The sequence below is a fragment of the Hamadaea sp. NPDC050747 genome (genome assembly GCF_040654195.1).
GTDB lineage: Bacteria > Actinomycetota > Actinomycetes > Mycobacteriales > Micromonosporaceae > Hamadaea.
Map to the genome: position 1 here is coordinate 289,170 of NZ_JBFAHM010000005.1, position 23,804 is coordinate 312,973.

The window sequence follows — 23,804 nt, forward strand, 5'->3', positions numbered from 1 at the left end:
AGACGTCTGACCGGACGGGGTCTAGAGTGAGCGGGAACCGAACGTGCGGTTGTCGGCACGTTGCCGTCCGTACAGTGAGATATCAGCCACTAGTGCCGCGGTAGGTCGATTTGGGTCGATAATATAACCTTTTGGTCGTTTCTCCTTGCGCAACGGTTGTCGTACGCGTATGTCATCGTCAGCGCAAATGTCCGCCGAGGTAATCTGCCACGGCGGCGATCGGGGTGCGGCCATGAGGAGGCGTTGTTGAACGGGGACGCAGAGTCCAAGCGGGCACCGTACGGTGTGAAGCTTGTTCGCGGTCCGTTCCTTCGGCTCGCGCCGCACAGACACCATACCGAGGACGAGAAGCGTTTCCTGGCGTGGACAGCAAAGCTCCGCGACCGCGGTGCCCGGTTGGCTGCCGACCTATTTTCTGGTGCAGGTGGACTCAGCCTCGGCCTCGAAGCTGCGGGCTGGAAGGTCGTGCTATCCGCTGACCACTTCAGCGAAGCTGTCGAGACGCACCGTCACCACTTTGGTGGCATGGCCTTGGATTGGGACTTGGCTGACCCGGACCGTGTCGACAAGATTGCACAGCTTGTACGTGACGCTGGAGTCGAGCTGCTGGCCGGCGGACCGCCGTGCCAGCCCTTTTCGAAGGCGGGCAGGTCGAAGATCCGGCACCGTGTCCGCGAGCATCTTAGAGATCCTCACGATGAGCGCCGTGAGCTGTGGCGGTCCTTTGTCGAGGTCGTCCGGCAGGCCAGGCCGCGGGCAGTCCTGATGGAGAACGTGCCGGACATGGCGCTGGACCGTGAAATGTTCATCTTGCGTGACATGGTGCACGAACTGGAGGAAATGGGCTACGCCGTTGAGGAGAGGGTCGTTGAGACCTTCCGCTACGGGGTTCCACAGTTCAGACAGCGGCTGATCCTCGTCGGGCTGTCGGGCAACGTCAGTTTTGGCTGGCCCAAGATGACGGAGAAGCGGACCACCGTATGGAATGCGATCGGCGATCTACCGCCGGTCGAGGGCGGATGGCGACCTGAGGGCGGGGCACTGGGCTACATCAAGTACGGCGGCCCTCAGTCCACGTTCCAGAAGAAGATGCGTCAAGGTGTGCGGGCCTCGGATCGCGACAAGGTGTTCGATCACATCACCCGTCCGGTTCGTGAGGATGATCGCGAGATCTTCGACATGATGGATGCGAGCACCCGCTACTCGGACCTGCCAGAGGAGATGCGGCGGTATCGGGCAGATATCTTCGACGACAAGTACAAACGCCTGGATGCGAATGATCTTTCGCGAACTATCGTGGCCCATATCGCGAAGGACGGCTACGGGTTTATCCATCCGCACCAGCCGCGCACGCTCACGGTCCGTGAGGCCGCGCGTCTGCAGACCTTCCCGGACTGGTTTCGATTCGCCGGGCCGCCGTCGTTCGCCTTCAAACAGATCGGCAACGCGGTCCCACCTCTGCTCGGAGAGCACCTGGGCAAGGCGATCATGTCCAGCCTCGATCTCGGTAAGACCGTTTCGCACACGACGACTGAGGTCGGCCGACTACTGGCGCGCTGGTTCGACGGCACTCAGCTCACCGCGGTGCCTTGGCTCAAGGCTGACACTCGTTGGCAGGTGATTTCCAGCGAGCTGATGCTCGACCGTGCCCCGGCCGAACATATCCGCCTCCTGTGGCCCTTGCTCCGTCGCTGGGCGACGCCGGAACAGACGCTGGCAGCGGCTGACGAAGTTACCGAGATCGCGAAATGGTTGGGTCGGCAGAGCAAGGCGCTGGCCCTTCTCGCAACGGCAGAAAGGTTCGAAGACGACCCGTCAGCGCTCGAGGAAGATGACAAGGCTCGTGCCTCGTGGGGCCTGAACACAACTGTCGTGGATCTGGCGATTCTTGCGGTGCCGGTTAAGGACCAGGACAACGCAGAGCAACCGGTGATTGTAGGCAAAGGAGTCGCTCGGGTGGCGGCGAGGTTTACGGGTGATCCCGTCAACCGACGCAACATCCTGACGGATGGCCGTCTGGCGGTGGCACGCATGATCGGCTACGGGACCGAGGCCCGCTCGGCGCACTTGGCGTTGGTCGAGATCGCCAATTCGGTATGCCGGCCCGAGGTGTCTCACTGCTTCGCCTGCCCGTTGGCGAAGCTCTGCCATGATGCTCAGATGGGCGAGGCGCCGTCTGACGACGGCGACTTCTTCTGACCGGCCGGGTCGGATAGCCGTTCCAGCCACGCTTCGCGGATCCTTGCCGCGGCCTCGTCCGGATCCTCGTGTTCCCAGACGCGGATGACAGCCCAGCCGAGCTCCCTGAGGCTTGTGTTCACGGCTTGGTCGCGAGCGACGTTGGTCCCAAGCTTCGCTTGCCACCACTCCGCGTTGTTGCGTGGAGAGGTGCCGTGCTGCGGACAACGATGCCAGAAGCAACCGTCGATGAACACGGCAATGCGAGCACGGGTAAGAGCAATATCGGGTCGGCCGGGTAGCCGCTGGTGGATCCGGAAGCGCAAACCCAGCCGGTGCATGGCCCGCCGTACGGCTACCTCAGGTCGGGTGGATGCACGTGGCATCCTGCTCATCTGCCGGGCCACACTTTCATTGAGCGCCGTCGGGTGACGCCTTGTGGGCTCGCTTCCTCCGGGGGAATTTACGGCAGGCACTCGTTAGCTCACCCTGTCAGTCCGAGACCCCCAGCTACATCGGGAGCTGTCTCGTTCAGTGCTGCAATGATCTTCTTGAACGCAGCGTACTCTCCAGCCTGCATGGCGGCTGCGCGCAGGGCAAGGCCGATGTCGCCGAGGACGGCGTGCTGAGGCGGCAGCTCGACCGCGGTCTGCGCAGCCGGCCGCTCGGCTTGGCCAGGAATAACCGTGCGAGGTGTCTCACCTGTGCGGCGCGCCGTCTTGCGATAGGCGTCGTCGGCTCTGGTGCACAATTCGCTCAAGGGATCCTCGAGCATCTGACGAATCTGCGAAGGCAAGCTCACCCGCATCTTCGCAACGTTGATATTGAACGCCTCGTCTAGCTCTGTCCCGAAGTCCAGAGAGGCCCGGGCTAGTTTCGTGTGCTCATCAATCCCGCGGATGCCTGCCCAGCCACCCCACTGCACCAGCCGGTCCGCCCGGTAGATGTACAGGCCCTGCTGGCGGTTCCAGTTCATCGGGCCCGAGAGCCGCTCGAACTCGGCGGGCGAACTGAACTGGTCACGCGCTGGCAGGATGTAGCGTTCCAGCCTGACCATCCCGGAGGCATCGCCCACGGCCAACTCGAAGGTCATCGGGGCAAGGGCCTTCGTGGCTCGCTGGCCCGGGGCGAACGGATTCCACGGCTGTACCTTCAAACCATTGACGGTCATCTGAACGGAAGTCGTAGATCCACCTTCGAGGTACCGGTGAAAGACCATCGCGAGGTGGACGGCTGTGCGCTCAGCGAGATTTTCGAGACGTCTGCGCGCCCACGCCCCTTCCGGTCGACGCTCGGGAAGAACCCTGTCCAGAGTTCGCCAAAGGACGACCGTACCCGGGCCGTCGAGGAGCTTTGCTTTCGCCCGAGAGATCCTCGGGTCGATGGGCGGATCTACCACGATCCAGTCATCTACCTCGTCAATGAGGTCAAGATCCAGTGTTCGGACAGAGCGGGCCCTGCTTCGTTCTCCGGTCCGGCTCACGACGGTCAGACTGCGGCATTGCGAAAGCGATGCAGTTTTCAACCCGAGGCCATAGCGTCCCAGCTCGCCGTTTCCGTAGCTTCGACGGGTGCCGAATCTGAGTGCCTCGTCTAGTTGCCCGGCGGTCATGCCGGCCCCGTCGTCGGTGATCATGACGTAGGAGTCCGGGCCGTCGAATTCGATTTCCACATCGACGCGCCTCGCGCCAGCGGCGATGCTGTTGTCGATGATGTCCGCAACGGCTGGCGCGAAGTCGTAGCCGATGTCGCGCAGTGAACGGGTCAGGCGCGAAGCCGATGGCGTGACGCTGAAGCGAGGTCGGGTCTCGAGCATCGCAATCCCCCAAGACAGTAGATGCGGACGGAGACCAGGATCTCACATTGACATCGCCCGCTCCAGTCAGGCACGTCGGTCGGTGTGGCGAACGGTCGACTCGTCACGGCCCGGTTACTCGTCGCTGTCGTCTCTCTCGAGGAGCGCTAGGGCTGCGTCGAGCCATGGGGGTCGAGCCATGCTCTCAAAGTGCGCGCGGTGGTCGAACAGCATCTGCGCTAGGGCGTGTAGTGCTGTTACCGAGTTGCTGTAGATCCAGGCAACTCCTCCGCTGACCTCCATGCCGCAGCCCGACCGTTCGACATACGGGATGAGGTGGGACAGGCGTTCCGGCTCGGTTCCGAAGCCGACCTGAGGAGGCCGACTTATACCCGGATGACCCCGGCAGCTTGAACAGGTTGCGTACCCGGCGGCAGACAGCGCGTACACAAGTCCGGCAACTCCGATGTCCAGGTATCGGAATAGCTCGTCGAAGTCTGGCTCCTCCGGATCTTCGGAGATTTCGTGCGGCAGCCCGCGCCCGTGCGCCGACGAAAGGATCTCGTCGAAACTGGCCTCGTTGTCGGCCGACGCCGCATACTCCAGCCAGGCTTCTTCGGCTCGGAGACACTCATCGACCTCCGCCCACGATAAGTCGAGCAAGGGTTCGTAGTCACGGATGGCCTCGAAACCGTGAACGACAGTCTCAGGTGACAGCCGCTTGGGCGGAGAGCCGACTTCTATCGTCGTTTCGACTTCGTAGTGTGGGATCATGGGGGTGATACTCCCACCCGGTTCAGAAGAACAGCCCGCCGATGCCATCGTCGAGGAACCGGCCCATGCGGTCCACGAGAATCGCTGCCACCGGATGATCTGTACCCTCCATTAGGAGGTGCCGCAGGCGACGGAGATGCGGCAGTGCGTCTCCATTGGAGTGAGGCGATCCGGCCCGGAGCTCGGCGACAAGTGATTCCGCCTCGGTTTGAAATTGAGGGAGCAGGCCCAACATCGGCATGGCCTCAGCACACGCCTCAACCAGCGTATCCGCGGAGGGTGCACCAGCTGTCATGCCAGGACCGGCTGCACCTTCTGAAGATCCCAGCCAGGGTCCTGCGGAAACCGGCCTTCTTTGGAGGGCCATATGACCTGTAGCGCCCGAATCCGATGACGGTCATAGAGCACGGTTGCCAGCTTAAGATAGCGCCGCACGTTGGCTGTGCTGACCGAACCGATCAGGTAAGGCAAGGTGGCATCGCCGTTGGGGAGATCGTAGCGGGCGTCGACGTCGAGTTCTGATTCCAGGGACTGCCGAGCCAGCTTATTGAGGATTTGGCCCGCGACATTCGTCGGGAGGCCCAGAATGATCAACTCGGGAAGTCCAGCTTCGGTCAGACCTACGGTGTAGGAAAACGGAGGGTCCTGCAGATCTCCATGAACCATCTGGATGGCCCAGCCGTGTTCGGCTATGACCTGCCGCAGCTGAGCAGCGTATTGATCACGTTGCGCGCGGGAGACCATCAATCCTCTTCCAGAGTGTCCGACCTCATACCTGCGCCTCCGAGCTTTGGAGGCGCAGGCCAGACTACACCCGGGAGGTCTCGTTTCCTGCGGCAGGCCACCTGCCACCTAGGCCCGGTAAGCTGCCGCAAGGAGACTGCGCAGAGAATGCGCACCTCGGCGGAGCCAACTTGCTCACAACTCTGGGAAGTTAGGAGCCGAGGATGAATCCCGAGGACCTCACACCCGCTCAACAGCGGGCACGCGAGGCATGGCTTCGCGACATCGCTGAGGCCGATGGCATAGATACCGCGATCGCCATGCGACACAAACGTCAGGTTCACCTCGAACGTGACGGCGTTAGCCTTCGATTGTTCTACGACGGTGACACCTTCGTTCGTGGCCACGTCTGGATTCGCGGAGGGCCCTCCGCGGGACGTTCATATCGGTCTGAGCGCGCGGCGCGTCAGGTGTTCGAGGCCGCAGTCCCCGATCCCCAACCTAGGCGTTCGTCACCTAGCTGACTGCCGCTTCGTCGGCCGTGGGGCTCGGGTGGAGAGCAGATGCTCCCCACCCGGGCCTCGTTCGTGCTACGCGGCCTTGCCGAGCTGGGCACGCCGGCGTAGCGGGACGACGTTTGCTGTGGTTTCGGCGGCGGCGAGGTCGACTTCGGTGAAGACCTCGGTGTAGGTGTCGGCGGTGATCTGGATGGAGGAATGGCCGAGTTGCTTGGAGATGGTGGTGATGTCGACGCCGGCGGCGTGGGCGATGCTTGCGGCGCCGTGTCGCAGGTCGTGCAGCCGGATCGGGGGTAGTCCGGCGGCTTCTGCCAGTTTCTTGAACTTGGCGGTGATGGCGGCGGGATGAAGCGGTCGGCCTTCGGTGTCGGTGAAGACCATTCCGGTGTCGTGCCAGGCGAAGCCTCGCAGCCGGGCGAGTTCCTTCTGATGCTGTAGGTGTTCGTGGAGGACTTCGACGGTGAGGGTGTCGAGGGCGACTTCGCGGTCGCCGGCGTCGCTCTTGGGCTTCTTCTGGATGGGTTCCCAGCCGTGCTGGGCGATCTGGTTGGTGACGGTGAGCTGGTGGTGGTCGAGGTTGAGGTCGGTGCGGCGTAGGCCGGCGGCTTCGCCACGGCGTAGGCCGCGCATGGCGATGAGGTGGTAGAGCGCGTACAGCGGGTCGTCGGCGATGTAGTCGAGGAACTGGGCGGTCTGTTCGACGGTCCAGATCATGACAGGGCTGGGGATCTCGCCTGTGCGCAGCCATTCGGCGACTCGGGCTTTGGTCCACACACGGGGCCGGGGTCGGTCGCCTTGGGGGAGTTTGAACCGCTGGGCGGCGTTGAAGGTGGCTAGTTCCTCGCTGACGGCGGCGGTGAGCGCGGCGCGCAGGGTGGCGCGGATGCGCTGGAACGTTGCGGGGCCGAGGGTACGGATGCCGCGGACGCTGGCGCGGATTTCGGGGTGGCGGCTGGCGCGGGCGTCGAGGATGTCGCTGTTTCGTTCGTCGAGGGCGTCGAACATTTTGCGGATGTGCCGGACTTTGAGGTCGCCGACCTTGATGTGCCCGAGGTGCGGGATCAGGTAGTTGGTGATGTGCGTCTGGTATCCGCGGCGGGTGTTGTCGTCGACGTTGTGGCGGATGATCCATTCGGACAGGAAGTCGGCTATGGTCGGCCCGCCGGTGACTGATACCCCTGCTTGAAGGTTATGGGCGAGGTCGGCGGCGGTGGGTAGCGGTGTGCCACTGCGGCAGGCGAGCAGGAGGTAGACAACGTCTTCGCGGGCGTCGAAGTCGTTGCCCGCAAGCTCGAGCAGAGTTTTGGCCTGGTCGAGGTCGTTGCCGGCGTCGGTGGCGGTGGCGAAGCCGCCGCGGCGCAGGATCCGGCGGACGTCGCCGGGGGCGGGTGGCAATTCGAGCTGGTAGTGGTAGGTGCCGTGGTCGGTGCTCCACGCCCCGCCGCGACGCTTGAGCTTGGGGCACTTGGCGCCGAGCGCCTTTCCGGTCTGCTGGTCGCGGCAGCCGCAGCGCTTCTTGATGGCTCCCTGGCTCACGTCGAATCCCTTCGATCGATGGTGATCGTTGCGGATGGATCGACGCTTGGGTTGATGTGATCATCAAGTCCGCTGGCCTCCAGGGGAATGTGGAGGTAGGCGAGCAGGTCGCTGATGCGGACGCGGTAGGTGCGCCCCACCCGGTGGATCGGGATAGGAAAGGTGCCGGTTCGGGCCTGCCGGTATGCGAGGTTGCGGCTGATGCCGAGGATCTGGCCGGCGGTGATCAGGTCGGTGATGACGCCTAGGGCGCGGATGCGTTCAGGTGTCCATGGTGTCGTCACGGTGATCTCCTTGAGGGGTTGGTGGGCGGGCGGCCCATGCGTTGCAGGGCCTGGTCATGGTGATCGGGGTGGATGTCGATGCCGATGTAGGTGCGGCCGAGTCGCAGGGCGGCCAGGCCGGTGGTGGAGGTGCCGGAGTAGGGGTCGCAGACGACGCCTGCGGGTGGGCAGCCGGCGGCGATGGCGCGAAGCGGCAGGTCGATGGGGAACGGGGCGACGTGGGCACCGTGGTAGGGGCGCGTAGGCAGCGTCCAGACGTCGCCGGGGTTGCGGCCGAGCCGGTGGGCGGCGGTGTGCCGGGATCCGGTGGGGCGCAAGTTCGTGCCCGCGGCGGCAGCGGGCAGGGATGGGTGGTCGTGTTTGCTGGCTTTGACGCCGTGGCGGGTGCGGCCTGCCGTGTCGGGCTGGTCTGCGGCGGTGGGCCTGACGGCCGTGGCGAAGGATTGGCCTGGAGACGGGCGGACGGCGTCGAGGTCGAACCAGTACCGCTGGTGTCGCGTGAGCAGGAACAGGTGCTCGTAGGTGGTGGTGAATCGGTCCTTGACCGACGACGGCATCGGGTTGGTTTTGGCCCAGATGATGGCGTTGCGCAGGATCCATCCGTGCTCCTGCAGCCGTAGCGCCGTCCGCCATGGCACGCCGAGCAGTTGCTTGCCGGCGGGTTTGCCGGTGCCGGGCAGCCGCCGCCGGCTGGAGGTGTAGGCGTCGGCGAGGTTGAGCCAGACTGTTCCCGAGGGGGTCAGCACGCGGGCGATCTCGTCAAATGCGGTCTGCAGACGATCGAGGTAGGCGTCGAGGGTAGGTTCGAGGCCCTGCTGGGGGTCGCGCCAGATGGCGGTGCACCTACGGCACGCTGGTGGCGTGGTGTGTGGACACCGGGGGTCGCCGCCGTGCCAGGCGCCGGTGCCATAGTCCCGCAGCGCCCAGTACGGCGGTGAGGTGACTACGCAGTCGACGCTGGCCGTCGGCATCACGGACAAGACTTGCCGGGCGTCGCCGAGGTAGAGCGTCACCTTGTCGGACTGGTGGTAGAGGTAGGATTCGGCACCGTTCATGGCCGGTCCTGCCAGCGATGTGGGCACAGCAGCAGTCGCAGTGCCATGGCGGCTTGGTGCGGCACGACGCCGTTGCCGAGCACCCGCAGCGCGGCGGTTCGGGCAAGGCCAATGTGGGGGTCGGTGACCCAGCCTTCGGGCAGGCCCATCAGCCATTCCACGAGCGCTGGCGCGAGCACCGGGGTGCCGGTGCTGCCGCGTTGGGTCGCGGCGGGTGCGGGCCGGCCAAGAACCGCCTCCCAGCGGGCGATCGCGGCACTGTACCTGCCCCAGCCCGCACTGTTGGTCGCCTGGTTGGCAAGGGCGCGGCCTGGGCTGGTGGCTGTGGTGAGGAGCCGGTTGATCGAGTCCAGGCCGGGGCGCAGGGTGGCTCCCGGTGATCGGGTCTTGTTGCTGCCGTGCCTTGCGGCCGTCGGTGTGGGCAGGAGCTGGATCGCGGCGGACGGCAGGGTGAGGTCTCCAGCGGAGCCGCGTTGCCCTGGGGATCCTTTCGTGCCGTCGGTCGCTCGCGGGGTAGGCAGGAGACTCTGCTGTGCGAGGGGGAGGACGACTTGGGACAGTGGCGGCCGGAACCCGGGGCCGGCGGCGCGGCCGGGGCTGCCGGTGTCGCTGGCCCGCGGTGTGGGCAACAGCGGTTGGCCGCGTGGGGCCGGCGGGTTCAGACCCGGGTCTTCTGCAGGGGTGGTCGGGTGGTCGTCGGGCGGTGCGGCGGCTGGGGGTTGGGTCAGGCCGGGTGTGTCGCGGATCAGGTTGGGCAGGCTGGCGGTCTGGTGTCCGGCGCCTTTGCCGTCACGGGCGCACGGGGTCGGCAGGAGCCCGCCAGGTTGCTCACTGGCGGTGGGCCAGCAGGAACATTCGGTCGCGGCGGTGGGGGGCGCCGATGTCGGATGCGCGTAGGCAAAGCCAGCGTGTGTCGTACCCGACCTGGGCCAGGTCACCGACGACGGTGTCGAGGCCGCGGGTCCGGAGGGCGGCCACGTTCTCCACGAACGCGATCGCCGGATGTAGCGTGCGAATGGCTTGGGCGACGGTGGTCCACAAGCTGGATCGGCTGCCGGTGATGCCGGCTCGGCGGCCGGCGTTGGAGATGTCCTGGCATGGAAATCCTGCGGTGAGGACGTCGACAGGGGGGACGGTCGTCCAGTCAATGGTGGTGATGTCGCCGAGGTTGGGCAGGTTGGGGTAGCGGGCGGCCAGGACGCGGCTGGCGGCGGGGTCATTGTCTGCGTACCAGACGAGGTGGGCACCGAGGACGGCTTCGACAGCGAGGTCGAGGCCGCCGTATCCGGTGCAGAGGCTGCCGATTGTGAGCTGCGCGGGCTGGGTCGTGGCACTCACGCCACCCGCCGGGCATCGGTGGTGAGGCCGTTGTGATGGGCCGGGAGTGGACTCGCTATTGGGGCGTCCCCGTGCGAGGCGGTTGGGTGTTGTGTGGCAGTCATGGGCGGCCCCGGCGCGTTCCGGCTGGCGTCGCCGACGGCATTTGAGCGTTATGTGGCTTTTGGAGGATGAGGACGTCTTCGTGCACCAGGAGCTGCATGGGGACGCCTGCTGCCCGTGCCTTCCGGACGAGGTGGGTTTGGAAGAAGCTGGCCCGGCTGATGAGCCGGCCGTCGCGGAGGGCCGCGAGCAGGGCGACGCATCGTTCGACCGGTTGTAGGCCGACGTCAACACCGGCCTGCACGACCTGGGACGGCAGATCGATGAGCGTGCCGTTGCGGCGGAACGGGCGGGCGGTGACCGCGACGATCCCTCCGGGCCGCAGCGCTGTGACGCATTCGGCCAGGATCTGCGTGAATCCGTCGACGAGGTCACGGCCGGCGTGGGCGAGGTTAACCCGGTCGTGCGGATCGCCATAGGCGTGGTGGGTTTTGGCGATCCCGTGGCCGTGCTCGGGCTTGACTTGCCCATGTGTGGCGGGACCGTACGGCGGCGAGGTAACCACCAGTGCCACCCGGCCGAACATGTCGGCAGGCAGCAGCTGGGTGAGCCGGGTTGCGTCTGCGGTGTGGACGGTGGCGGTTCCGGTGGCGCCTTGGTCGGCGGCGTGGCGGATGTTGCGGATGGCCAGGCTGGCCCAGGCGGTTTCATATTCGACGCCGATGGCGTCCCGGTCGAGATGGATGGCTTCGACGAGGGTGGTGCCGATGCCGCACATGGGGTCGAGGACCAGGTCGCCGGGCTGGGTGTAAGTGGTGATGGCGTGCGCGGCGATGGCGGGCAGCATCCGTGCCGGGTGGCGGACAGAGTCGGGCAGATAGCGTCCGTGGCGTTGCCAGCGGGAGGTCTTCTGCGCGGTGAGCCACACCGACAGGGGCAGCTGTGGTACCGGGCTGGTCATGGCGCACCCCGATCCACATCGTCAGGACGGGGGCGGGTGAACACCAGAACGTCCCGGTGGACGCGAGCGTGGCGGGCCGGAGGAACCGGGACGCTGTCGGTGGTCAGGCGGTCGCCGACGATGTCGGCGTCGATCGCGACCACGTGCTGCAGGTAACGCAGCCCGTGCCGGGCGGCAGCGCCGACGATGGTGCCGAGATTGACCGGGCCGGCCGTCAGGTCGGCGAGCACGGCCAGGCAGCCACCCGGACGCAGCAGCCACCGGACCCCGGCGATCACGTGCTCGACGGTGACGCGGTCGGGCACGGGTGGGATCGGGGGCCAGCGCAGCAGGACCAGTGCGGCGATGGGCTGCTCGACCGGTAGCAGGTGAATGAGGTCGTGGACGGTGGCGGGAAGGTGATGGCGGCCGTAGGCGGCTGCCGCGGCAGCGACCGACGGTTCGCCGATCATGTCGATGATCGGATCGCCGGGGTGGCTGTAGGCGGCGCACAGCCGGGCCGCGAGCGCCTCGGGAACGTGATGCGGCGGGGCCGCGGGATCGCGGGGTGTCCGCCACGTGGCCAGTGGCACGGGCGGATCACCGGCGGTGACGTCGAAGTCACCGCTGGGGGAATGCGGTGTGGTCATACGTGGGGTGGCCCTCGCGGGCTGGATCTGAGCGCGCTGACGTTCCCTAAAGGCGTCCCTGTCAGCGCCACCGAACGGCCTGTCAGGCTGACAACGGAGCCGTCGAGATCGCTGAGGCCAGCTGAGAACCGTGTCCTTTCGCAGGTGACCTGCGCCGTTCTCAAATTTGCCGCCCCAACCACCGGGCTTCTTAGGCCTGCACCGGTATGGATCTACTGCCAGCACCCTCTAAGCCTGATCGACTCTTGCGCTAAAGACAGGCAGGTGGTTCTATGGTCTTTATTTCGAACGGCCATTAACCAGAAGGGGTTCTAGATTGCTGCGTATCAAGCTGGGTCAGCGCACGTACGTTGGGGACGTGCAGGGTTCGCACTCATTCCTGCCGCGTCAGCACGCCGGATGGGATCCGACTATGACTGAGAAGGAGGTCTACGACGCCGCCCGCGGTTGGTGGCGGCTCAACCAGCGCGCCGAGCAGGAACGCTACGCCGTCGTCGTAGCGGGCGGTTTGACCGTGATGGCTATCCGAATCACGGAATGGCAGCACGAGGCTGACCGGCGAGCGTTCAAGGGCGACATCCTTCGGCCCGGCGATCCCGTTCATGACAAGTTCGTCGGCAACCCGGACCCGGCTGAGTCCACCAGCCGGTTTCCGGTGCTTTACCTGGCCGACCCGGTCGACGAGGCCACCTGCCGCTGCGGCTGCGGCGAGACTGTCGTTCGTGGCGAATGGATGCAGGGCCACGACCAGCGGGCGATCCATGACCGCATCCGCGCCGACTTCGGTGGGTCGGTTAGCAAGTTCATCGACTGGTACGACACCAACGGCCCTTTCGCGGCCGACGAATAACCGATGGGCCCGGCCGCGGCAGGCCGGGCCTCTTCTCCGTCCCGGTGTTGTGAAGCGATCAACCCCTACTTAGATCGCGCGATCGGCGAGCGGTCGGCGGCATACTGCGCGCGGGCCAATGTCGGCGAGGTTTCTCCTTCGACGCAGTTCGCTAGGCGCCGTGACGTGGCCACGCCAAGGTGATGTCGGCGGCGCCGACCGGCCGCGCCAATGTCCACTCGACTCATGAGCGGTTAGGAGCTGAGAATGCGGCAGATCGAACGCGCGCGGAGGGCCGCCGAAATTGCAGAGGTAGACGCACTGCTGATATCGCCAGGCGCAGACCTTCGATATCTGATCGGCTACGACGCGCTGCTGCTAGAACGGCTGACATGCCTGGTGATCCCGGCCGCCGTGGATCCGTTCCTGGTAGTTCCTGAGCTTGAGCTGCCGGCCGCGCACGCCTCCTTAGGTCCAGTCCGGGTGGAGATCGTCGCATGGGCCGACACGGTGGACCCCTATGAGCTGATCCGTCACCGGCTTCCGGGCAACGTCGGCCGGATCCTCGTGGACAACCACATGTGGGCAGAGAAGGTGCTCGCCCTCCAGGCCGCCTTGCCACGGGCACACTTCGGCCCGGCCAACACGATCCTCGGTGACCTGCGGATGCGCAAGACCGCCCAGGAGATTGCGTCGCTGCGAGCGGCCGGTGCGGCGATCGACCGGGTGCACGCCGAGATCAACCAGTGGCTGTCTCCTGGACGCACCGAACGGCAGGTCGCTCGTGACATCGCCGACGCGATGCTGCAGTCCGGCCACGCCCGGGCAGACTTCGTCATCGTCGGTTCCGGCCCGAACAGTGCCAGCCCCCACCACGAGGCGTCCGATCGGATGATCGGCCCTGGCGAACCAGTCGTGGTGGACATCAGCGGCACGATGCCCGACGGCTACCGCTCGGACAGCACGCGCACCTACAGCATCGGCGCGCCGCCCGCCGAGTTCCTCGCCTACTACGAGGTCCTGCTGGCCGCACAATCAGCACAGGTCGCCACAGCACAGCCTGGCATCACCGCCGGTGAACTCGACGCGGTGGGCCGCGACATCATCACCGCAGCAGGCTACGGACCGAACTTCCTTCACCGGACCGGGCATGGCATCGGCCTCGACGTTCACGAAGATCCGTACATTGTCGCCGGATCCCCTCGCATTCTCGCCACGGGCATGGCGTTTTCCATCGAACCCGGCATCTACTTTCCAGGCCGGCACGGTGCTCGGATCGAAGACATCGTCATCTGCACCGATGACGGAGTCGAGACGCTCAACAACACGCCACGGCAACTCCGCGTTCTGTAGCCCGGCGTCACGACCGCGGCCCGTCGCCTGGGATCAGCTGGAGTCGGCGCGCAGAATCCGCTCATACGCGCGCCGGGCGTCAGCGAGTTCGATCCATGCGTCGCGGATCTCCACGACGGCGGCCACTTGTTCGCGCGTCCACAAGTGCGCGATCTGACGCACCTCGGGGTTCAGCGCAATCCCGGCGGCATGAAAGCCGAGGATCGCCTGCTGGACGCGCCGGACGGCCTCGGCGTAGCGGCGCCGTGCGCTTGCCAAGTCATGTCGTGTCGGCTGCCGTCCCACAGTCGATCATCGTAGTCGAACGCCAGTTCGATGAACGGCTGCTGTGCCCGGCGAAGGATACGCACGTGTGAAGCGAGTTTGCCCGGAGCGAAACGCTGCTGGCTGTCCGGATGTCGCGACTTGCTGTTGGTGTTCTGGCGGTCGCTGGTTGCCGCACGCCGGGCGGGGTGCAGCTCATAAGGGCCGAGCCGGTCAGCGTTCGCCGAGTGGTCTGAGCTCGGCATCGTTGTCCCTATTCCAGTAGCGGGGACTGTTCGGGCATCCCTTGATGCAGTGCAGGTTGCGAGGTTCGCCCTTCTTCGGCCCGTACGACTTGCCCGCGTTGTCGCCGCAGCACAGACCGTCGTCGTCGGCGCTGGATGGTGTTTGCTCGGCCACGCGAACATGCTAGGCGGACGCCCGGAAGTCCGATCCCGCAGACGGGACGGGTGTGACACGGACGATGGAGTTGTGTTCTGTGCGTGGTTGCTCTCCGTCTGAGGATGCCGGAGTCGCCGATGTCGGTGGGCCGGGGAGGCGCACGTTGGGTTGCGATGGTCGGCCGGCGATGCGGTGGTAGGCGAGGCCTGGTCATGGCCGATTCCATGATCAATGTCGGTCGGGGAGTCGGCGCGGCGCTCCGTCGGCGAACCGGCTTTCGGCGTACGCGTGCGCTGCAAACCTCGGTACACCAAAACGTGCACACGATCGTCGCGGACGCGGCGGCGCGGCAATTCTCAACGCTCATGAGCGGTGATCGAGCCAACGGCGGCGCGCTCATCGACGGCATGCTTACGCGCGCAAACCCAAGACGTGGGGATTCGAATACCGGCGGCCTGGCGTGTTCACCGTTGCACCGGACCGCCGTTGTTGCCCGGATCAGGCACGGCGCGCAGGTTCCGCCCGCCCGTGGTCTGAGGCGCAACTGGGCGACCTCTCCCACGCTCCCACTTCTCCTGCGCGCCTAGCGGTAAGGAGATGGTGCACCGCCGCGGGCGCATCGCGCTGCCCCGGCCACGCGTGACGTAATCGGCCTCCATCCAGCGCAGCCTGCCGTGCCCCATGGCCAGCCCTTGCCAGCGGGCCGCGGTCCGCTCGATTGTGAGATCGGCGCCCGGCCAGCCGGGACCGAACGGCACGATCACCGAACCGCGCTGGCGCGCGCGTGCGGCCAGCGTCCGGGCCTGCGCGTCGGTGACGCCGCCGGGTGGCACTGGGGCGACCACGATCTGCGTGCCGTCGAGCATGATCGCCATGACCTCGAGCCACTTCGCGCCCGGCTGAGGGACGAGGATGACGCGTTCCAGGACGATGCCGGCCTCGGCCGCCGCGGCGATGCCCAGGTGCGGGAAGCCCACGAAGCTGATCCAGGCGCCGTTCTTGCTGGCTTCGCCGAGCAGGGCGAGCAAAGCCAAGGCCGAGCTGTGCACGGCGACGACCGTCCCGCGACGAAGGCCCGTCCACGGCAGAAGGCTGCGCAGTTCGGCCGCGATCGGTAGCTCGGGCTCCGGGCGCAGCTCGTCGAGGTGGTCGGCGCGGGCGACGGCGGCCTGCATCTGGGCGGTGTTCGCGCGTGCCTCCGCTTGATCGCGGACGACGGACAGGGCGCGCTGAATGTCGGCCGGGCCGGTGATCCGCGTTCCTTCCCCGGGTGCGGATGCGGCCGCCGACGACGCCACCTTCTGCTCCTTCCCAGGCAACGAACTGTGCCGACGCAGGGGAAGATGCGTACGCTTGTTCGAAGGATAGCAGTGGTCGGTCATCATGGGTCAAGCGATCGCCGCCGCTGCCTGGACGGTGAGCTGTTTGTCGTCGATGAGCCGGTCTGTCGTCGGCGTTGGGCTTAGTTGGTGAGCTGCATGCAGTCGACTGCTGCCATCTCGGCCCAGGTGCCCATCGACGCGGCGGTGTTCGCCCCTTCAAGATCGCCTGCCTTGAGTGACTCCACTGCCACCTCGTAGAAGGCGATCGCAGTGTCGAGCCATTCGGTGCAGCTGGCGACATCGCCGGCCTGCCGGTACGTCGCCGTACTGCCGATCTCGGCGATCTTGGCCAGTGGCACCCGATCGGCAAGGCGCGGAGAACGCGCGAGCTGCGCTTCGTAAAAGTCGGTCGGACTGGCATACGTGCTCTGCGCGGTCTGGGCGAATCGCCGCCGCGCGGCGGTCAACGTCTGCTGGGCCGCGCGAAATGCCGAATCGTCCATCGTGCCAATCCTTTCGCTTAACGGGTGTTTCGGGCAAATCAATGATGGCATTCGTGTGCTGGGAAGCGCAGCGGGATTCACCCATGAGGCGCAGCGCGACGGGAGGCTCGGCCATCGGAAACTCACCGAGGGTGTGGCTTCACAGCGACGCTGGCCGTCTGCCTTTACGCGCGAGGCGGTTGGGGCGTGGCAGGCTGGTTCCATGTGTGGTCGCTACGCCAACGCCCGGTCCAAGGCGCAGATCGTCGCTGACTTTTCTGTGGCCGAGAAGTATGTCGAACTCAAGGATCTGCCGGACTACAACGTGACGCCGCAGAAGCGGGCGCCGATCGTGCTATCTGCGGCGCCGCCTGAGGATGCGGCCGCGGACCCGGTTCGTCAGGTCAAGTTGGCATTGTGGGGGTTGCGGCCGGGGTTCCTCAAACCCGAGCAGCGGGGTTTCGCCAACGCCCGGATCGAGGGCCTGGCCGAGAAGCGCAGCTTCGCCAAGCCGCTGCGCGAGGGCCGGATCCTTGTCCCGATGAGCGGCTTCTACGAGTGGTGGAAGGAGACCGACGATTCAGGCAAGCAGATCAACCAGCCCTATTACTTCACTCCGAAGGACGGGGGAGTGCTGGCGTTGGCCGGCTTGATGCAGTGGGCGAAAGACCCGCGTGACCCGGACAAGAAGATTCCCACGTACACGATCATCACGACCGAGGCGACCGACGATATCGGCAAGATCCATCAGCGGATGCCCGTCATTGTCCGGCCCGAGAACTGGGGCTCCTGGCTCGACCCGTCCATGAAAGACATGGACACCGCCCAGGCTCTCCTGGCGACACCGCCCAGCGGCACCCTGAGCATCGTCAAGGTCGCCACCACCGTCAACAGCGCCAAGAACAACGGCCCGCAACTCATCGAACCGATCGAGCAGCTCGCCTGAAACATCCGCCCTCCTCGCGGACCTGCCAACGCCCAAGGGTGGGCCACATCGGACGATGGCATTCCTCGACGCGCTAGGGAGCCTCACTCACCTCGAATACGGCGGACTCGCTGGTTGAGATCGTTGAGCGCACGCGCCACCCCGCGTCCGTCCGCGTCGGCCGTAACGAGTCCCAGCCCGGCCAGCCGATCCCGAAGCCGGTCGACGATCACCGCCGGCAGCGCGTCAGCCAGCAGATACCCTTCCACAATGGCCAACACGCCGATCATCGCTCGGGCGTCGACATCCAGCAGTGGACGCGGCCAGCGGGCATCGGAACCTTCGGGCATGGCGTCAGCATGAGCCGCCGCCCATCGGCGCGCAACGCGCCACGACGAATCCGGTCGGCCGAACGCACGCGCCGGGGATGCAATCGCTCCGCCCCGCCCGCGACTCGCCACCGAAGCCCATTGACCTGATCTTCGCAGGGCAGCGAACCGGAGGCCGTTAAGAAACGCACGCGCGTGCTGTCAGGCTGACAACCCCCAGCCGACGATGCCGCGAACCAACGCCTACGGCCAAGCACCAGTCAGCCAGGTTACGGCACTCCGCTGACAGTGACCCGTCTACGCAGGTCAAGCCGACGACAGCCTCGCCGCGGGGCCGCTTGTCAATGATTGTCAGCGGCACCGCATGCCATGGGAGCAGACGAACTCCCATGGAGGCTGATCATGAGTATCGAAGTGTGGCCAGCGTCGGCCATCGAAGCGGTCGAGCGCACCTTCCAAGCACTGGTGACTCGCCCATCGCCGCTCGCGCTGGACTGCCGCGGCCTGCATCCACAGCTGCCCAACCGGCATGTTGCCCTAGACGAATTGCGCAAGCGGCTGCTGACCCGGGAAGTCGGGCAGCAGGCCCGTGCGGCGGTCTGGTCGCTGCTGGTCACATACGCGCAGTCCGGCGGCCCGCACTGGGTGATCGCCGCCGCGGCCATGGCCCGCCCGGCCCTTACCGCGATAGCCGGCCGGCTTGCCCAGGGATGGAACGGCGATGTCGCCGACCTCGATTCGGCGATCTTGGAAGGATTTCTGGTCGCACTGCGCAGCGCCGACCCACTGACCGCAGTCTTACCGGTATCGCTGCTGCGTACCGCGCACCGGGCCGGGGTCAAGGCCCGCCATTGGGAGGCGGACTACTGGAAGGTGAGCCGACCCCTGGACGCCGGCGCGTTGCTGCCACCGCCGCTATACGGGCACGAGGACCTGATCCTGGGTCGCGCGGTCGCCAGTGGCGTGCTGACCGCCGAGCAGGCAGAACTCATCTCGGCCACACGCCTGGACAAGGTCCCGGCACAGGTCGCCGCCCGGCAACGCGGCGTGAGCGTCGACGTTCTGCGGATGCGCAGGGTCAGGGCCGAAGAAAAGCTCGTGCGCGCCATCCGCAACGGCGACTTGACCGCAGCCGCCTGACACCGATGGGTTCAACCCCTCACGCGGAGCAGCGCAGGCGCCTTCCCCAACGGCGGCTGGTCACGCGCGAAACTGACCGGTGGGATCGAAGTCGACGCTGGTGATGATCGGATCTCGCAGCCAGTCGCCGGAGCCGTGACTCTCCACGGTCATCGTCACGACCGGAACGACGGGGATCAGCCCATGCCGTGCGGGGCTGAGGCTCGCGGCCTGCAGAATCCGCCGCAGCCGTGCGGTCTGACCGCGCCCGAGGCCGAGGCTGACCTCGCCGGTAGGCGCCAACCGCCCATCGGAGAGGCGGCCGACCCAGTAGCGGTCGAGTTCGCCTGGACCCCCAGGCCGCCACGCGGTGACCCACACCTGTTCGGCGGTCATGATCTTGAACTTCTGCCAGGCCGGCGACCGGCGGCCAGGCTGGTACGGGGAGTCCGCGCGCTTGACCACCACTCCCTCCAGCCGGCGCTGCCGGGCGAACGCCATGACGTGGGCCGCGCCGCCGGTGTGGAAGTCGACGGCCGCGATAGCGCCGGCCAACGGCAGCGACTCCAGCACTTCACGACGCTCGGTCAGGGGCCGCGGCCGAAGATCGCAGCCCCTGTGCCACAGAACATCGAACGCGAAGAACGTCGCGGGTATCGTGGCTGCCGCCTGTGCGGCCCGCCGTGCCGAGGCTCCCAGCCGGGACCGCAGGACGGCGAAATCGGGCGAACCTCGCCGGTCGAGGACAACAATCTCCCCATCAAGCACAACATCGGGCAGCCCACTGGCCGCCCGGACGAGTTCCGGGAACTCCGCTTCGCACCGACGTCCCCGGCGCGTACGCAGCTGGATGGATCCGTCGACGACGCGCAACTGCCCCCGGGCGCCGTCGAGCTTGAGCTGGGCCAGCCAGCCGTCACCGGTGGGCAGGTCCACCCCGCGTGTCAGCAGCATCGGCTCAACGAAGCCCGGAGCCTGACACTGTGCCATTTGCGCAGCTTAACCGGGGTGCGGGCGATCGGCGACGTCTGGGACGCGTTCCTGGGTCGCGGATCACGGGCATCTCGATCTCGAGTCCTGGCCGCATGCCGACGTCGCTTCTCTGGTTCCAGGGCCGTCACGCCACGAGGACGCCGCCGCGGCGGACAATCATCTAGTGGAGGACTCGGGCTTCACCGCCACGACCGACGGCATCAGCTTCGGCGCGCTGGCTCAGCTCGCTAGCGCCCGAGCCTTGGCCGCAGCCGATCGAATAGCGCAGCTGCAGGCCGCGCGCCGGTCACGGCACGGCGGGGCGGATGCTCCGGTCTCGTCGGCCGAGGAACTCGCGCGTGCTCGCCGCCAGGCGGACGATGCCCACGTGCGGCTGGTGAGCGCGTTGCATCGCAGCGCCCCGGCTCATGACCGGGCCGCGGACGCGCTGCAGCGTGGCGCCGACCAGGCGGCTTTGCGGCGAGCGTTGGCGCATCGCGATGCCGCTGCCGTGGACCGGGCGCGAGCGGATCAGCTTGATCAGCCCCAGCACCCCGGCCAGGGTGGGTAGCCGAGATTGCACACGAGTCGCCGGCGAGCAGCTGATCGGGGCATTGTGTCCGGGGACGCCCGAGGTGCCGAGACGGTCGACCTCGATTGGTGCAGGGACTCAGCCGCCGTAGCCAATTCTCGCGAGCCTGGCTACTGGCCAATTGGCCCTGTGGGTTGAGAGGGGTTCCGGCTTCCCGCCTTCGGAAGGGAACTGTAGGGGATCATGTTTGGCTCGCCGGCGCCAGGTTCTTCGCGCTCATCGGCGAGTGCAGTTCTTCGGCGAGCCGGAGGTTGCCACACCCTTCGCAGCAGGCGACCATTCGCTGCCATCCATGCATCGGCCGGCACGGTCCGTCTGGCTGATGGTGTCGCCGCACTTTGCCAGCCGCGGGCCTTCACAGCGTCGCCTCCTGTCTGGGCGACCACGATCTCTGCACGGGCATGGGTTTCGGCCACGGCGTGTGAGACCCGCAGCATCATCTGACGTCTTCGGTCATCATGTACTCACCAGCCAACCACGTGAGGGACCAATGTCGACAAGGCTGCCTCGAGGTATAACGATTCTGCTCCTAGTCGTTGGGTCGATGCTACTAGCGTTGAGCGTCTATCTTGAAGTTAACAACCTTGATTTGCTAAGTAAGCATCCGATTCTCGTCAATTTGCTATCTGGCACCGTCGGCTTTTGCTTCGGAGCCGTGGCGCTTTCGAGCGTCCTCGCCAGTATGATAGACGGCAGCAAAGCGGCCACCGAGATTGACCATCTACAAACCGATTTGACGCACCTGAGCTATACGATCTGGGTCATCGTGGATCACCCTAGCGGTTTTGACGATTCGGTCCGCCAGTGGCACGAGGACTTGACTAGCGTGAAACAAAAGGTCAGGGAGCTTGCCGAGGTTGAAAAACTACGTGGTTGGAAACTGACGCGAGGCATGGAGGAACTTCAGGCGGTGCTAGATCCCTGGATCGAAAAATTGCAAGGGCACGGAAACCGGCGTTCGATCCGGATTGCGGGCGACGCGTTCGACCGATTCTCGCATGACAGGAGCGTTGCCAACTGTTTACCCATGGTCGCAGCTATCAGAGATTGCTTAATTGATCTCTCTGGGGGCATTGCGAATTACCGGAATGTCGATCGCCAGCTATCGGCCCCCTAGCGGCGTTCTTTAGCTAATGTGCCTGTTCAGGAGTATCCAGATTATGTGATGGATTCAGCCGCACGGCAGCCTGAATGGGTTTCGTGGTGAATGATCGTGTGCGTGTGCCGCGCCCACCTGTGGCGGGGCCGCGGGAAGAGTCGTCTCTCGACGCGGACTTCCTAACGCGCCGCTGACGTGACCGATATCCAAACCCGTCCGCGGACCGGCTGGTTCGATTCGGGGCGCTGCATGTGCGCTGCGGCAGGGCCATGCGCGGCAGTCCGCCCAGGCGGCGCACCGTGCTCCATGTGTTCCCGTGGGCGGTCGAGGCGGTCGGACAGTACCTGGATTCTGTCCGTCCCCCGGCCTTTCACGTGTGCTCTACGATACCTGGCATGCCCACAGTGGAAGGTGGTCCAGGCGACGCAGGACGGGTAAAAAGCAGGGGCGTCATCGGCGAACGGTCGGTGGCGTTCTGGACCGTCGTCTCCGGAGTCTGCGCGGTACTCACGATGGTCGTCGGTGGCGCAGCCTGGGGATGGACCCAGCTGCGTGGACCCGATCGTCACGCTGCGGCACCGTCGCCGTCCACACTCGCCTCCGCACACACGCCGGGCGTCGCCACCGGCCCGTCGTCGCCGGAACCGTCATCCACAATTGAGCCTCCCAGGATCTCTACACAGTCACCGTTCGCAGCGCAAGAGGTGAAGTACCTGGCAAACCTTAAGCCAGTCAATGAGTATGCGTGGTTCGGCACGTGGGCGGACACAACCGCGACGGTCAACAACACCACGTACACCAAGGCCATCACGACCTCCACGTGCGGGTATGACCTGTACCGCGAATACCTCGTCAAACGTCAGTATCGATTTTTCAAAGCCGACGTCGGGATCGCTGACAACACCGAAGACGCTGTAGCCGCAGAAGTGCAGGTACTTGACGAAAAGGGGGAGGTCCTGCAGCGGGCAACGGTCCAGCCTGGCGAAGCGACCCCTTTCGAGGTGCCCATTGACGATGTGCTGCGGCTGCGGCTCGTGGTCAAAGAATGGGGCTGTGGGAGCCGCATCGTGGTGTGGGGCGACCCGCGCATAGAGCGATAGGCCACCGTGGATCAGTGTCCGGGTCGAGGGCGCTGTGATCCAGTTCCTGGCCGCACGGATCGAAAGCTGTGCTGGACCCTGCTGGAGCGACACGCACGCAGCACGCCGTCCCTTGTAGCTCGGGCGAACCTCGCCGGTCGAGGACAACAGTCTCCCCATCAGCCTGTGGGCCTTGGAAGTGCGCGACAGTCGGGAATTCATTGGCTTCGCCGGCCTGTGGGAGCAGACATTCGACGCCACTTCGGCTGGCGGTTGGCTCGCGCGGCCTGGGCCAGAGGTACGCCACCGAGGCGGCCCGCGCGGTTCTCGAATACGGATCCGGCCCGCTCGGCTTCGTCGAGAACTTATCCATGACGGCGACGACTAACGTACGTTCGATCGCCGTGATGCGGCGCCTCGGCATGATCACCGACCCCGCCGAGGACTTCGACCATCAGAGGGTGCCGCAGGGCAATCCCCAGTGCCGCCATGTGCTCTATCGCCTCACCCGCGTCTGAGCGCAACACGAAACGGGCGTGATCCGTGCGGATTGACGCTGAGGCCGAATCAGTTACGACGGGACGGGACCAGACCCGCTGGAACGACGACATTCGCAGCTGGCCTGCTGCAGCCGGTGGCGATGCCTGTCAGCCTGACAGCGCTGCGGCGTCAGACTGACAGTGCATTCGCCGCCGATGACAGGTGTGCCTTTAGGGAGTGCGCGAACATCACGGACCGGCACCGGGTCGGCGTTCGCGTCCGTGGCGGCGGGCAGAGCGTCACCGGCCCCGGCAGAGCTGGAGCTTGTGGGATGCGCTGACACCTCATCCGTATTTCGTGCAGCGAAGGAGAGCGCCCTCACCGGCGCCGGCGTTGCTGAGCCTGCCGCCACGGCCGTGACTCAATCGCCCCGATCGGGGGTGGAAGGAGCCCGGCCGTGCACACGATCCATTTCTTGCTGTCCGCCGCGGACCCCGATGCGGGGACCAAGGCGCTGACGGCCATCATCGAAAACGCCCGAGGTTGGGTAGTTGGCATCCTCGCCGCCGTCGCGACCCTGTTCCTCGTCGTCGCGGGTCTGCGGCATGTCACCGCCGGCGGTGACCCGGCCGAGGTGGAGAAGGCAAAGGACGCGTTCAAGAACGCGCTCAAGGGCTACGCCCTGGCCGCTCTCGCTCCGATCGTGATGCAGATCCTCATCGGACTGCTGCCGTAGGGCGGACTG

The 23,804-nt window shown here is 66.0% G+C and carries 27 protein-coding genes and 1 pseudogene; 10 read left to right on the forward strand and 18 right to left on the reverse strand.

Translation table 11 applies throughout. From position 1 onward, the window contains the following. The first annotated feature begins 285 nt into the window (after nucleotides 1-285). Nucleotides 286-2,199, forward strand: a complete 1,914-nt coding sequence (dcm, locus tag AB0H43_RS13465; RefSeq protein ID WP_359999594.1) for a DNA (cytosine-5-)-methyltransferase — start codon at nucleotides 286-288, stop codon at nucleotides 2,197-2,199. Here dcm (AB0H43_RS13465) and AB0H43_RS13470 read toward each other — a convergent pair. The 11 genes from AB0H43_RS13470 to AB0H43_RS13520 form a co-directional block, all read right to left on the reverse strand. After that, the gene (locus AB0H43_RS13470) at nucleotides 2,157-2,573 is read right to left on the reverse strand and encodes a very short patch repair endonuclease (RefSeq protein ID WP_359999595.1); all 417 of its coding nucleotides are present in this window, start codon (nucleotides 2,571-2,573) and stop codon (nucleotides 2,157-2,159) included. The genes dcm (AB0H43_RS13465) and AB0H43_RS13470 overlap by 43 nt on opposite strands. 89 nt (nucleotides 2,574-2,662) lie before the next feature. Further along, complete coding sequence (locus AB0H43_RS13475) at nucleotides 2,663-3,994, reverse strand: ATP-binding protein (RefSeq protein WP_359999596.1); 1,332 nt, start codon at nucleotides 3,992-3,994, stop codon at nucleotides 2,663-2,665. Between the two features lie 114 nt (nucleotides 3,995-4,108). Beyond that, nucleotides 4,109-4,747, reverse strand: coding sequence for a hypothetical protein (locus AB0H43_RS13480; protein ID WP_359999597.1), 639 nt, complete (start codon nucleotides 4,745-4,747; stop codon nucleotides 4,109-4,111). A 291-nt stretch (nucleotides 4,748-5,038) separates the two neighbouring features. Next, complete coding sequence (locus AB0H43_RS13485; protein ID WP_359999598.1) at nucleotides 5,039-5,491, reverse strand: DUF4262 domain-containing protein; 453 nt, start codon at nucleotides 5,489-5,491, stop codon at nucleotides 5,039-5,041. 569 nt (nucleotides 5,492-6,060) lie between these two features. Continuing rightward, nucleotides 6,061-7,524, reverse strand: a complete 1,464-nt coding sequence (locus tag AB0H43_RS13490; RefSeq protein ID WP_359999599.1) for a site-specific integrase — start codon at nucleotides 7,522-7,524, stop codon at nucleotides 6,061-6,063. Next, nucleotides 7,521-7,808, reverse strand: coding sequence for a helix-turn-helix domain-containing protein (locus tag AB0H43_RS13495; protein ID WP_359999600.1), 288 nt, complete (start codon nucleotides 7,806-7,808; stop codon nucleotides 7,521-7,523). Before AB0H43_RS13495 ends, AB0H43_RS13490 begins: the two co-directional genes overlap by 4 nt. Continuing rightward, on the reverse strand, nucleotides 7,805-8,863 hold the full coding sequence (locus AB0H43_RS13500) for a site-specific DNA-methyltransferase (RefSeq protein ID WP_359999601.1): 1,059 nt from the start codon (nucleotides 8,861-8,863) through the stop codon (nucleotides 7,805-7,807). Before AB0H43_RS13500 ends, AB0H43_RS13495 begins: the two co-directional genes overlap by 4 nt. Beyond that, complete coding sequence (locus AB0H43_RS13505; protein WP_359999602.1) at nucleotides 8,860-9,492, reverse strand: hypothetical protein; 633 nt, start codon at nucleotides 9,490-9,492, stop codon at nucleotides 8,860-8,862. Before AB0H43_RS13505 ends, AB0H43_RS13500 begins: the two co-directional genes overlap by 4 nt. A gap of 199 nt (nucleotides 9,493-9,691) precedes the next feature. Further along, nucleotides 9,692-10,201: a DNA (cytosine-5-)-methyltransferase gene (dcm, locus tag AB0H43_RS13510; RefSeq protein ID WP_359999604.1), complete on the reverse strand. Its 510-nt coding sequence runs from the start codon at nucleotides 10,199-10,201 to the stop codon at nucleotides 9,692-9,694. Nucleotides 10,202-10,301: 100 nt separating this feature from the next. After that, nucleotides 10,302-11,204 carry a DNA methyltransferase gene (locus AB0H43_RS13515; protein ID WP_359999606.1) on the reverse strand — a complete coding sequence of 301 codons (903 nt, stop codon included), beginning with the start codon at nucleotides 11,202-11,204 and terminating at the stop codon, nucleotides 10,302-10,304. Further along, nucleotides 11,201-11,833, reverse strand: a complete 633-nt coding sequence (locus tag AB0H43_RS13520) for a hypothetical protein (RefSeq protein WP_359999607.1) — start codon at nucleotides 11,831-11,833, stop codon at nucleotides 11,201-11,203. The genes AB0H43_RS13515 and AB0H43_RS13520 overlap by 4 nt, the downstream gene beginning before the upstream one ends. A 358-nt stretch (nucleotides 11,834-12,191) precedes the next feature. Here AB0H43_RS13520 and AB0H43_RS13525 point away from each other — a divergent pair, with 358 nt between their 5' ends. Together AB0H43_RS13525 and AB0H43_RS13530 are read left to right on the forward strand one after the other, a co-directional pair. Next, nucleotides 12,192-12,683: a hypothetical protein gene (locus AB0H43_RS13525; RefSeq protein WP_359999608.1), complete on the forward strand. Its 492-nt coding sequence runs from the start codon at nucleotides 12,192-12,194 to the stop codon at nucleotides 12,681-12,683. Nucleotides 12,684-12,929: 246 nt separating this feature from the next. Continuing rightward, nucleotides 12,930-14,015 carry a Xaa-Pro peptidase family protein gene (locus tag AB0H43_RS13530; RefSeq protein WP_359999609.1) on the forward strand — a complete coding sequence of 362 codons (1,086 nt, stop codon included), beginning with the start codon at nucleotides 12,930-12,932 and terminating at the stop codon, nucleotides 14,013-14,015. 33 nt (nucleotides 14,016-14,048) lie between these two features. Here AB0H43_RS13530 and AB0H43_RS13535 read toward each other — a convergent pair whose 3' ends face one another. From AB0H43_RS13535 to AB0H43_RS13550, 4 genes are all read right to left on the reverse strand, one after another. Continuing rightward, a complete protein-coding gene (locus AB0H43_RS13535; protein WP_359999610.1) occupies nucleotides 14,049-14,300 on the reverse strand; it encodes a hypothetical protein in 252 nt (83 codons plus the stop codon). A gap of 192 nt (nucleotides 14,301-14,492) precedes the next feature. Then, nucleotides 14,493-14,678 carry a hypothetical protein gene (locus AB0H43_RS13540; RefSeq protein WP_359999611.1) on the reverse strand — a complete coding sequence of 62 codons (186 nt, stop codon included), beginning with the start codon at nucleotides 14,676-14,678 and terminating at the stop codon, nucleotides 14,493-14,495. A gap of 446 nt (nucleotides 14,679-15,124) precedes the next feature. After that, on the reverse strand, nucleotides 15,125-15,958 hold the full coding sequence (locus AB0H43_RS13545) for a hypothetical protein (protein ID WP_359999612.1): 834 nt from the start codon (nucleotides 15,956-15,958) through the stop codon (nucleotides 15,125-15,127). A 164-nt stretch (nucleotides 15,959-16,122) separates the two neighbouring features. Next, nucleotides 16,123-16,485: a hypothetical protein gene (locus AB0H43_RS13550; protein WP_359999613.1), complete on the reverse strand. Its 363-nt coding sequence runs from the start codon at nucleotides 16,483-16,485 to the stop codon at nucleotides 16,123-16,125. 55 nt (nucleotides 16,486-16,540) lie between these two features. On the opposite strand from AB0H43_RS13550, the gene AB0H43_RS13555 reads away from it, so the two are divergent. Continuing rightward, nucleotides 16,541-17,410 (forward strand): SOS response-associated peptidase, encoded by an 870-nt coding sequence (locus AB0H43_RS13555; RefSeq protein WP_359999614.1) that lies wholly within the window; start codon nucleotides 16,541-16,543, stop codon nucleotides 17,408-17,410. A gap of 83 nt (nucleotides 17,411-17,493) precedes the next feature. Here AB0H43_RS13555 and AB0H43_RS13560 read toward each other — a convergent pair whose 3' ends face one another. Further along, the gene (locus AB0H43_RS13560; protein ID WP_359999615.1) at nucleotides 17,494-17,739 is read right to left on the reverse strand and encodes a hypothetical protein; all 246 of its coding nucleotides are present in this window, start codon (nucleotides 17,737-17,739) and stop codon (nucleotides 17,494-17,496) included. A 381-nt stretch (nucleotides 17,740-18,120) separates the two neighbouring features. On the opposite strand from AB0H43_RS13560, the gene AB0H43_RS13565 reads away from it, so the two are divergent. Then, a complete protein-coding gene (locus AB0H43_RS13565; protein ID WP_359999616.1) occupies nucleotides 18,121-18,858 on the forward strand; it encodes a hypothetical protein in 738 nt (245 codons plus the stop codon). Between the two features lie 60 nt (nucleotides 18,859-18,918). On the opposite strand, the gene AB0H43_RS13570 is transcribed toward AB0H43_RS13565, so the two are convergent. Both AB0H43_RS13570 and AB0H43_RS13575 read right to left on the reverse strand, forming a co-directional pair. After that, nucleotides 18,919-19,791, reverse strand: a complete 873-nt coding sequence (locus AB0H43_RS13570) for a DNA ligase (RefSeq protein ID WP_359999617.1) — start codon at nucleotides 19,789-19,791, stop codon at nucleotides 18,919-18,921. Nucleotides 19,792-20,116: 325 nt separating this feature from the next. Then, nucleotides 20,117-20,362 (reverse strand): hypothetical protein, encoded by a 246-nt coding sequence (locus AB0H43_RS13575; protein WP_359999618.1) that lies wholly within the window; start codon nucleotides 20,360-20,362, stop codon nucleotides 20,117-20,119. Nucleotides 20,363-20,957: 595 nt separating this feature from the next. Between AB0H43_RS13575 and AB0H43_RS13580 the strand changes: the two genes are divergently transcribed. The 5 genes and pseudogenes from AB0H43_RS13580 to AB0H43_RS13600 all read left to right on the forward strand — a co-directional run bounded on the left by AB0H43_RS13580 (nucleotide 20,958) and on the right by AB0H43_RS13600 (nucleotide 23,795). After that, the gene (locus AB0H43_RS13580; RefSeq protein WP_359999619.1) at nucleotides 20,958-21,518 is read left to right on the forward strand and encodes a hypothetical protein; all 561 of its coding nucleotides are present in this window, start codon (nucleotides 20,958-20,960) and stop codon (nucleotides 21,516-21,518) included. 377 nt (nucleotides 21,519-21,895) lie between these two features. Continuing rightward, nucleotides 21,896-22,600, forward strand: coding sequence for an NPCBM/NEW2 domain-containing protein (locus AB0H43_RS13585; protein ID WP_359999620.1), 705 nt, complete (start codon nucleotides 21,896-21,898; stop codon nucleotides 22,598-22,600). A gap of 68 nt (nucleotides 22,601-22,668) precedes the next feature. After that, nucleotides 22,669-22,944, forward strand: a pseudogene (locus AB0H43_RS13590) (hypothetical protein); the annotation flags it as partial. Nucleotides 22,945-22,950: 6 nt separating this feature from the next. Next, nucleotides 22,951-23,097, forward strand: coding sequence for a hypothetical protein (locus AB0H43_RS13595; RefSeq protein WP_359999883.1), 147 nt, complete (start codon nucleotides 22,951-22,953; stop codon nucleotides 23,095-23,097). A gap of 419 nt (nucleotides 23,098-23,516) precedes the next feature. Beyond that, nucleotides 23,517-23,795 (forward strand): pilin, encoded by a 279-nt coding sequence (locus AB0H43_RS13600; protein WP_359999621.1) that lies wholly within the window; start codon nucleotides 23,517-23,519, stop codon nucleotides 23,793-23,795. The last annotated feature ends 9 nt before the right edge of the window (nucleotides 23,796-23,804 follow it).

Bases quoted from the DNA above. Each gene is read 5' to 3' on its own strand.
- AB0H43_RS13470 (WP_359999595.1), bottom strand. From the start codon at position 2,573: ATGAGCAGGATGCCACGTGCATCCACCCGACCTGAGGTAGCCGTACGG.
- AB0H43_RS13585 (WP_359999620.1), top strand. From the start codon at position 21,896: ATGCCCACAGTGGAAGGTGGTCCAGGCGACGCAGGACGGGTAAAAAGC.
- AB0H43_RS13520 (WP_359999607.1), bottom strand. From the start codon at position 11,833: ATGACCACACCGCATTCCCCCAGCGGTGACTTCGACGTCACCGCCGGT.
- AB0H43_RS13560 (WP_359999615.1), bottom strand. From the start codon at position 17,739: ATGCCCGAAGGTTCCGATGCCCGCTGGCCGCGTCCACTGCTGGATGTC.
- AB0H43_RS13595 (WP_359999883.1), top strand. From the start codon at position 22,951: ATGACGGCGACGACTAACGTACGTTCGATCGCCGTGATGCGGCGCCTC.
- AB0H43_RS13565 (WP_359999616.1), top strand. From the start codon at position 18,121: ATGAGTATCGAAGTGTGGCCAGCGTCGGCCATCGAAGCGGTCGAGCGC.
- AB0H43_RS13500 (WP_359999601.1), bottom strand. From the start codon at position 8,863: ATGAACGGTGCCGAATCCTACCTCTACCACCAGTCCGACAAGGTGACG.
- AB0H43_RS13550 (WP_359999613.1), bottom strand. From the start codon at position 16,485: ATGGACGATTCGGCATTTCGCGCGGCCCAGCAGACGTTGACCGCCGCG.
- AB0H43_RS13530 (WP_359999609.1), top strand. From the start codon at position 12,930: ATGCGGCAGATCGAACGCGCGCGGAGGGCCGCCGAAATTGCAGAGGTA.
- AB0H43_RS13570 (WP_359999617.1), bottom strand. From the start codon at position 19,791: ATGCTGCTGACACGCGGGGTGGACCTGCCCACCGGTGACGGCTGGCTG.
- AB0H43_RS13475 (WP_359999596.1), bottom strand. From the start codon at position 3,994: ATGCTCGAGACCCGACCTCGCTTCAGCGTCACGCCATCGGCTTCGCGC.
- AB0H43_RS13480 (WP_359999597.1), bottom strand. From the start codon at position 4,747: ATGATCCCACACTACGAAGTCGAAACGACGATAGAAGTCGGCTCTCCG.
- AB0H43_RS13515 (WP_359999606.1), bottom strand. From the start codon at position 11,204: ATGACCAGCCCGGTACCACAGCTGCCCCTGTCGGTGTGGCTCACCGCG.
- AB0H43_RS13485 (WP_359999598.1), bottom strand. From the start codon at position 5,491: ATGGTCTCCCGCGCGCAACGTGATCAATACGCTGCTCAGCTGCGGCAG.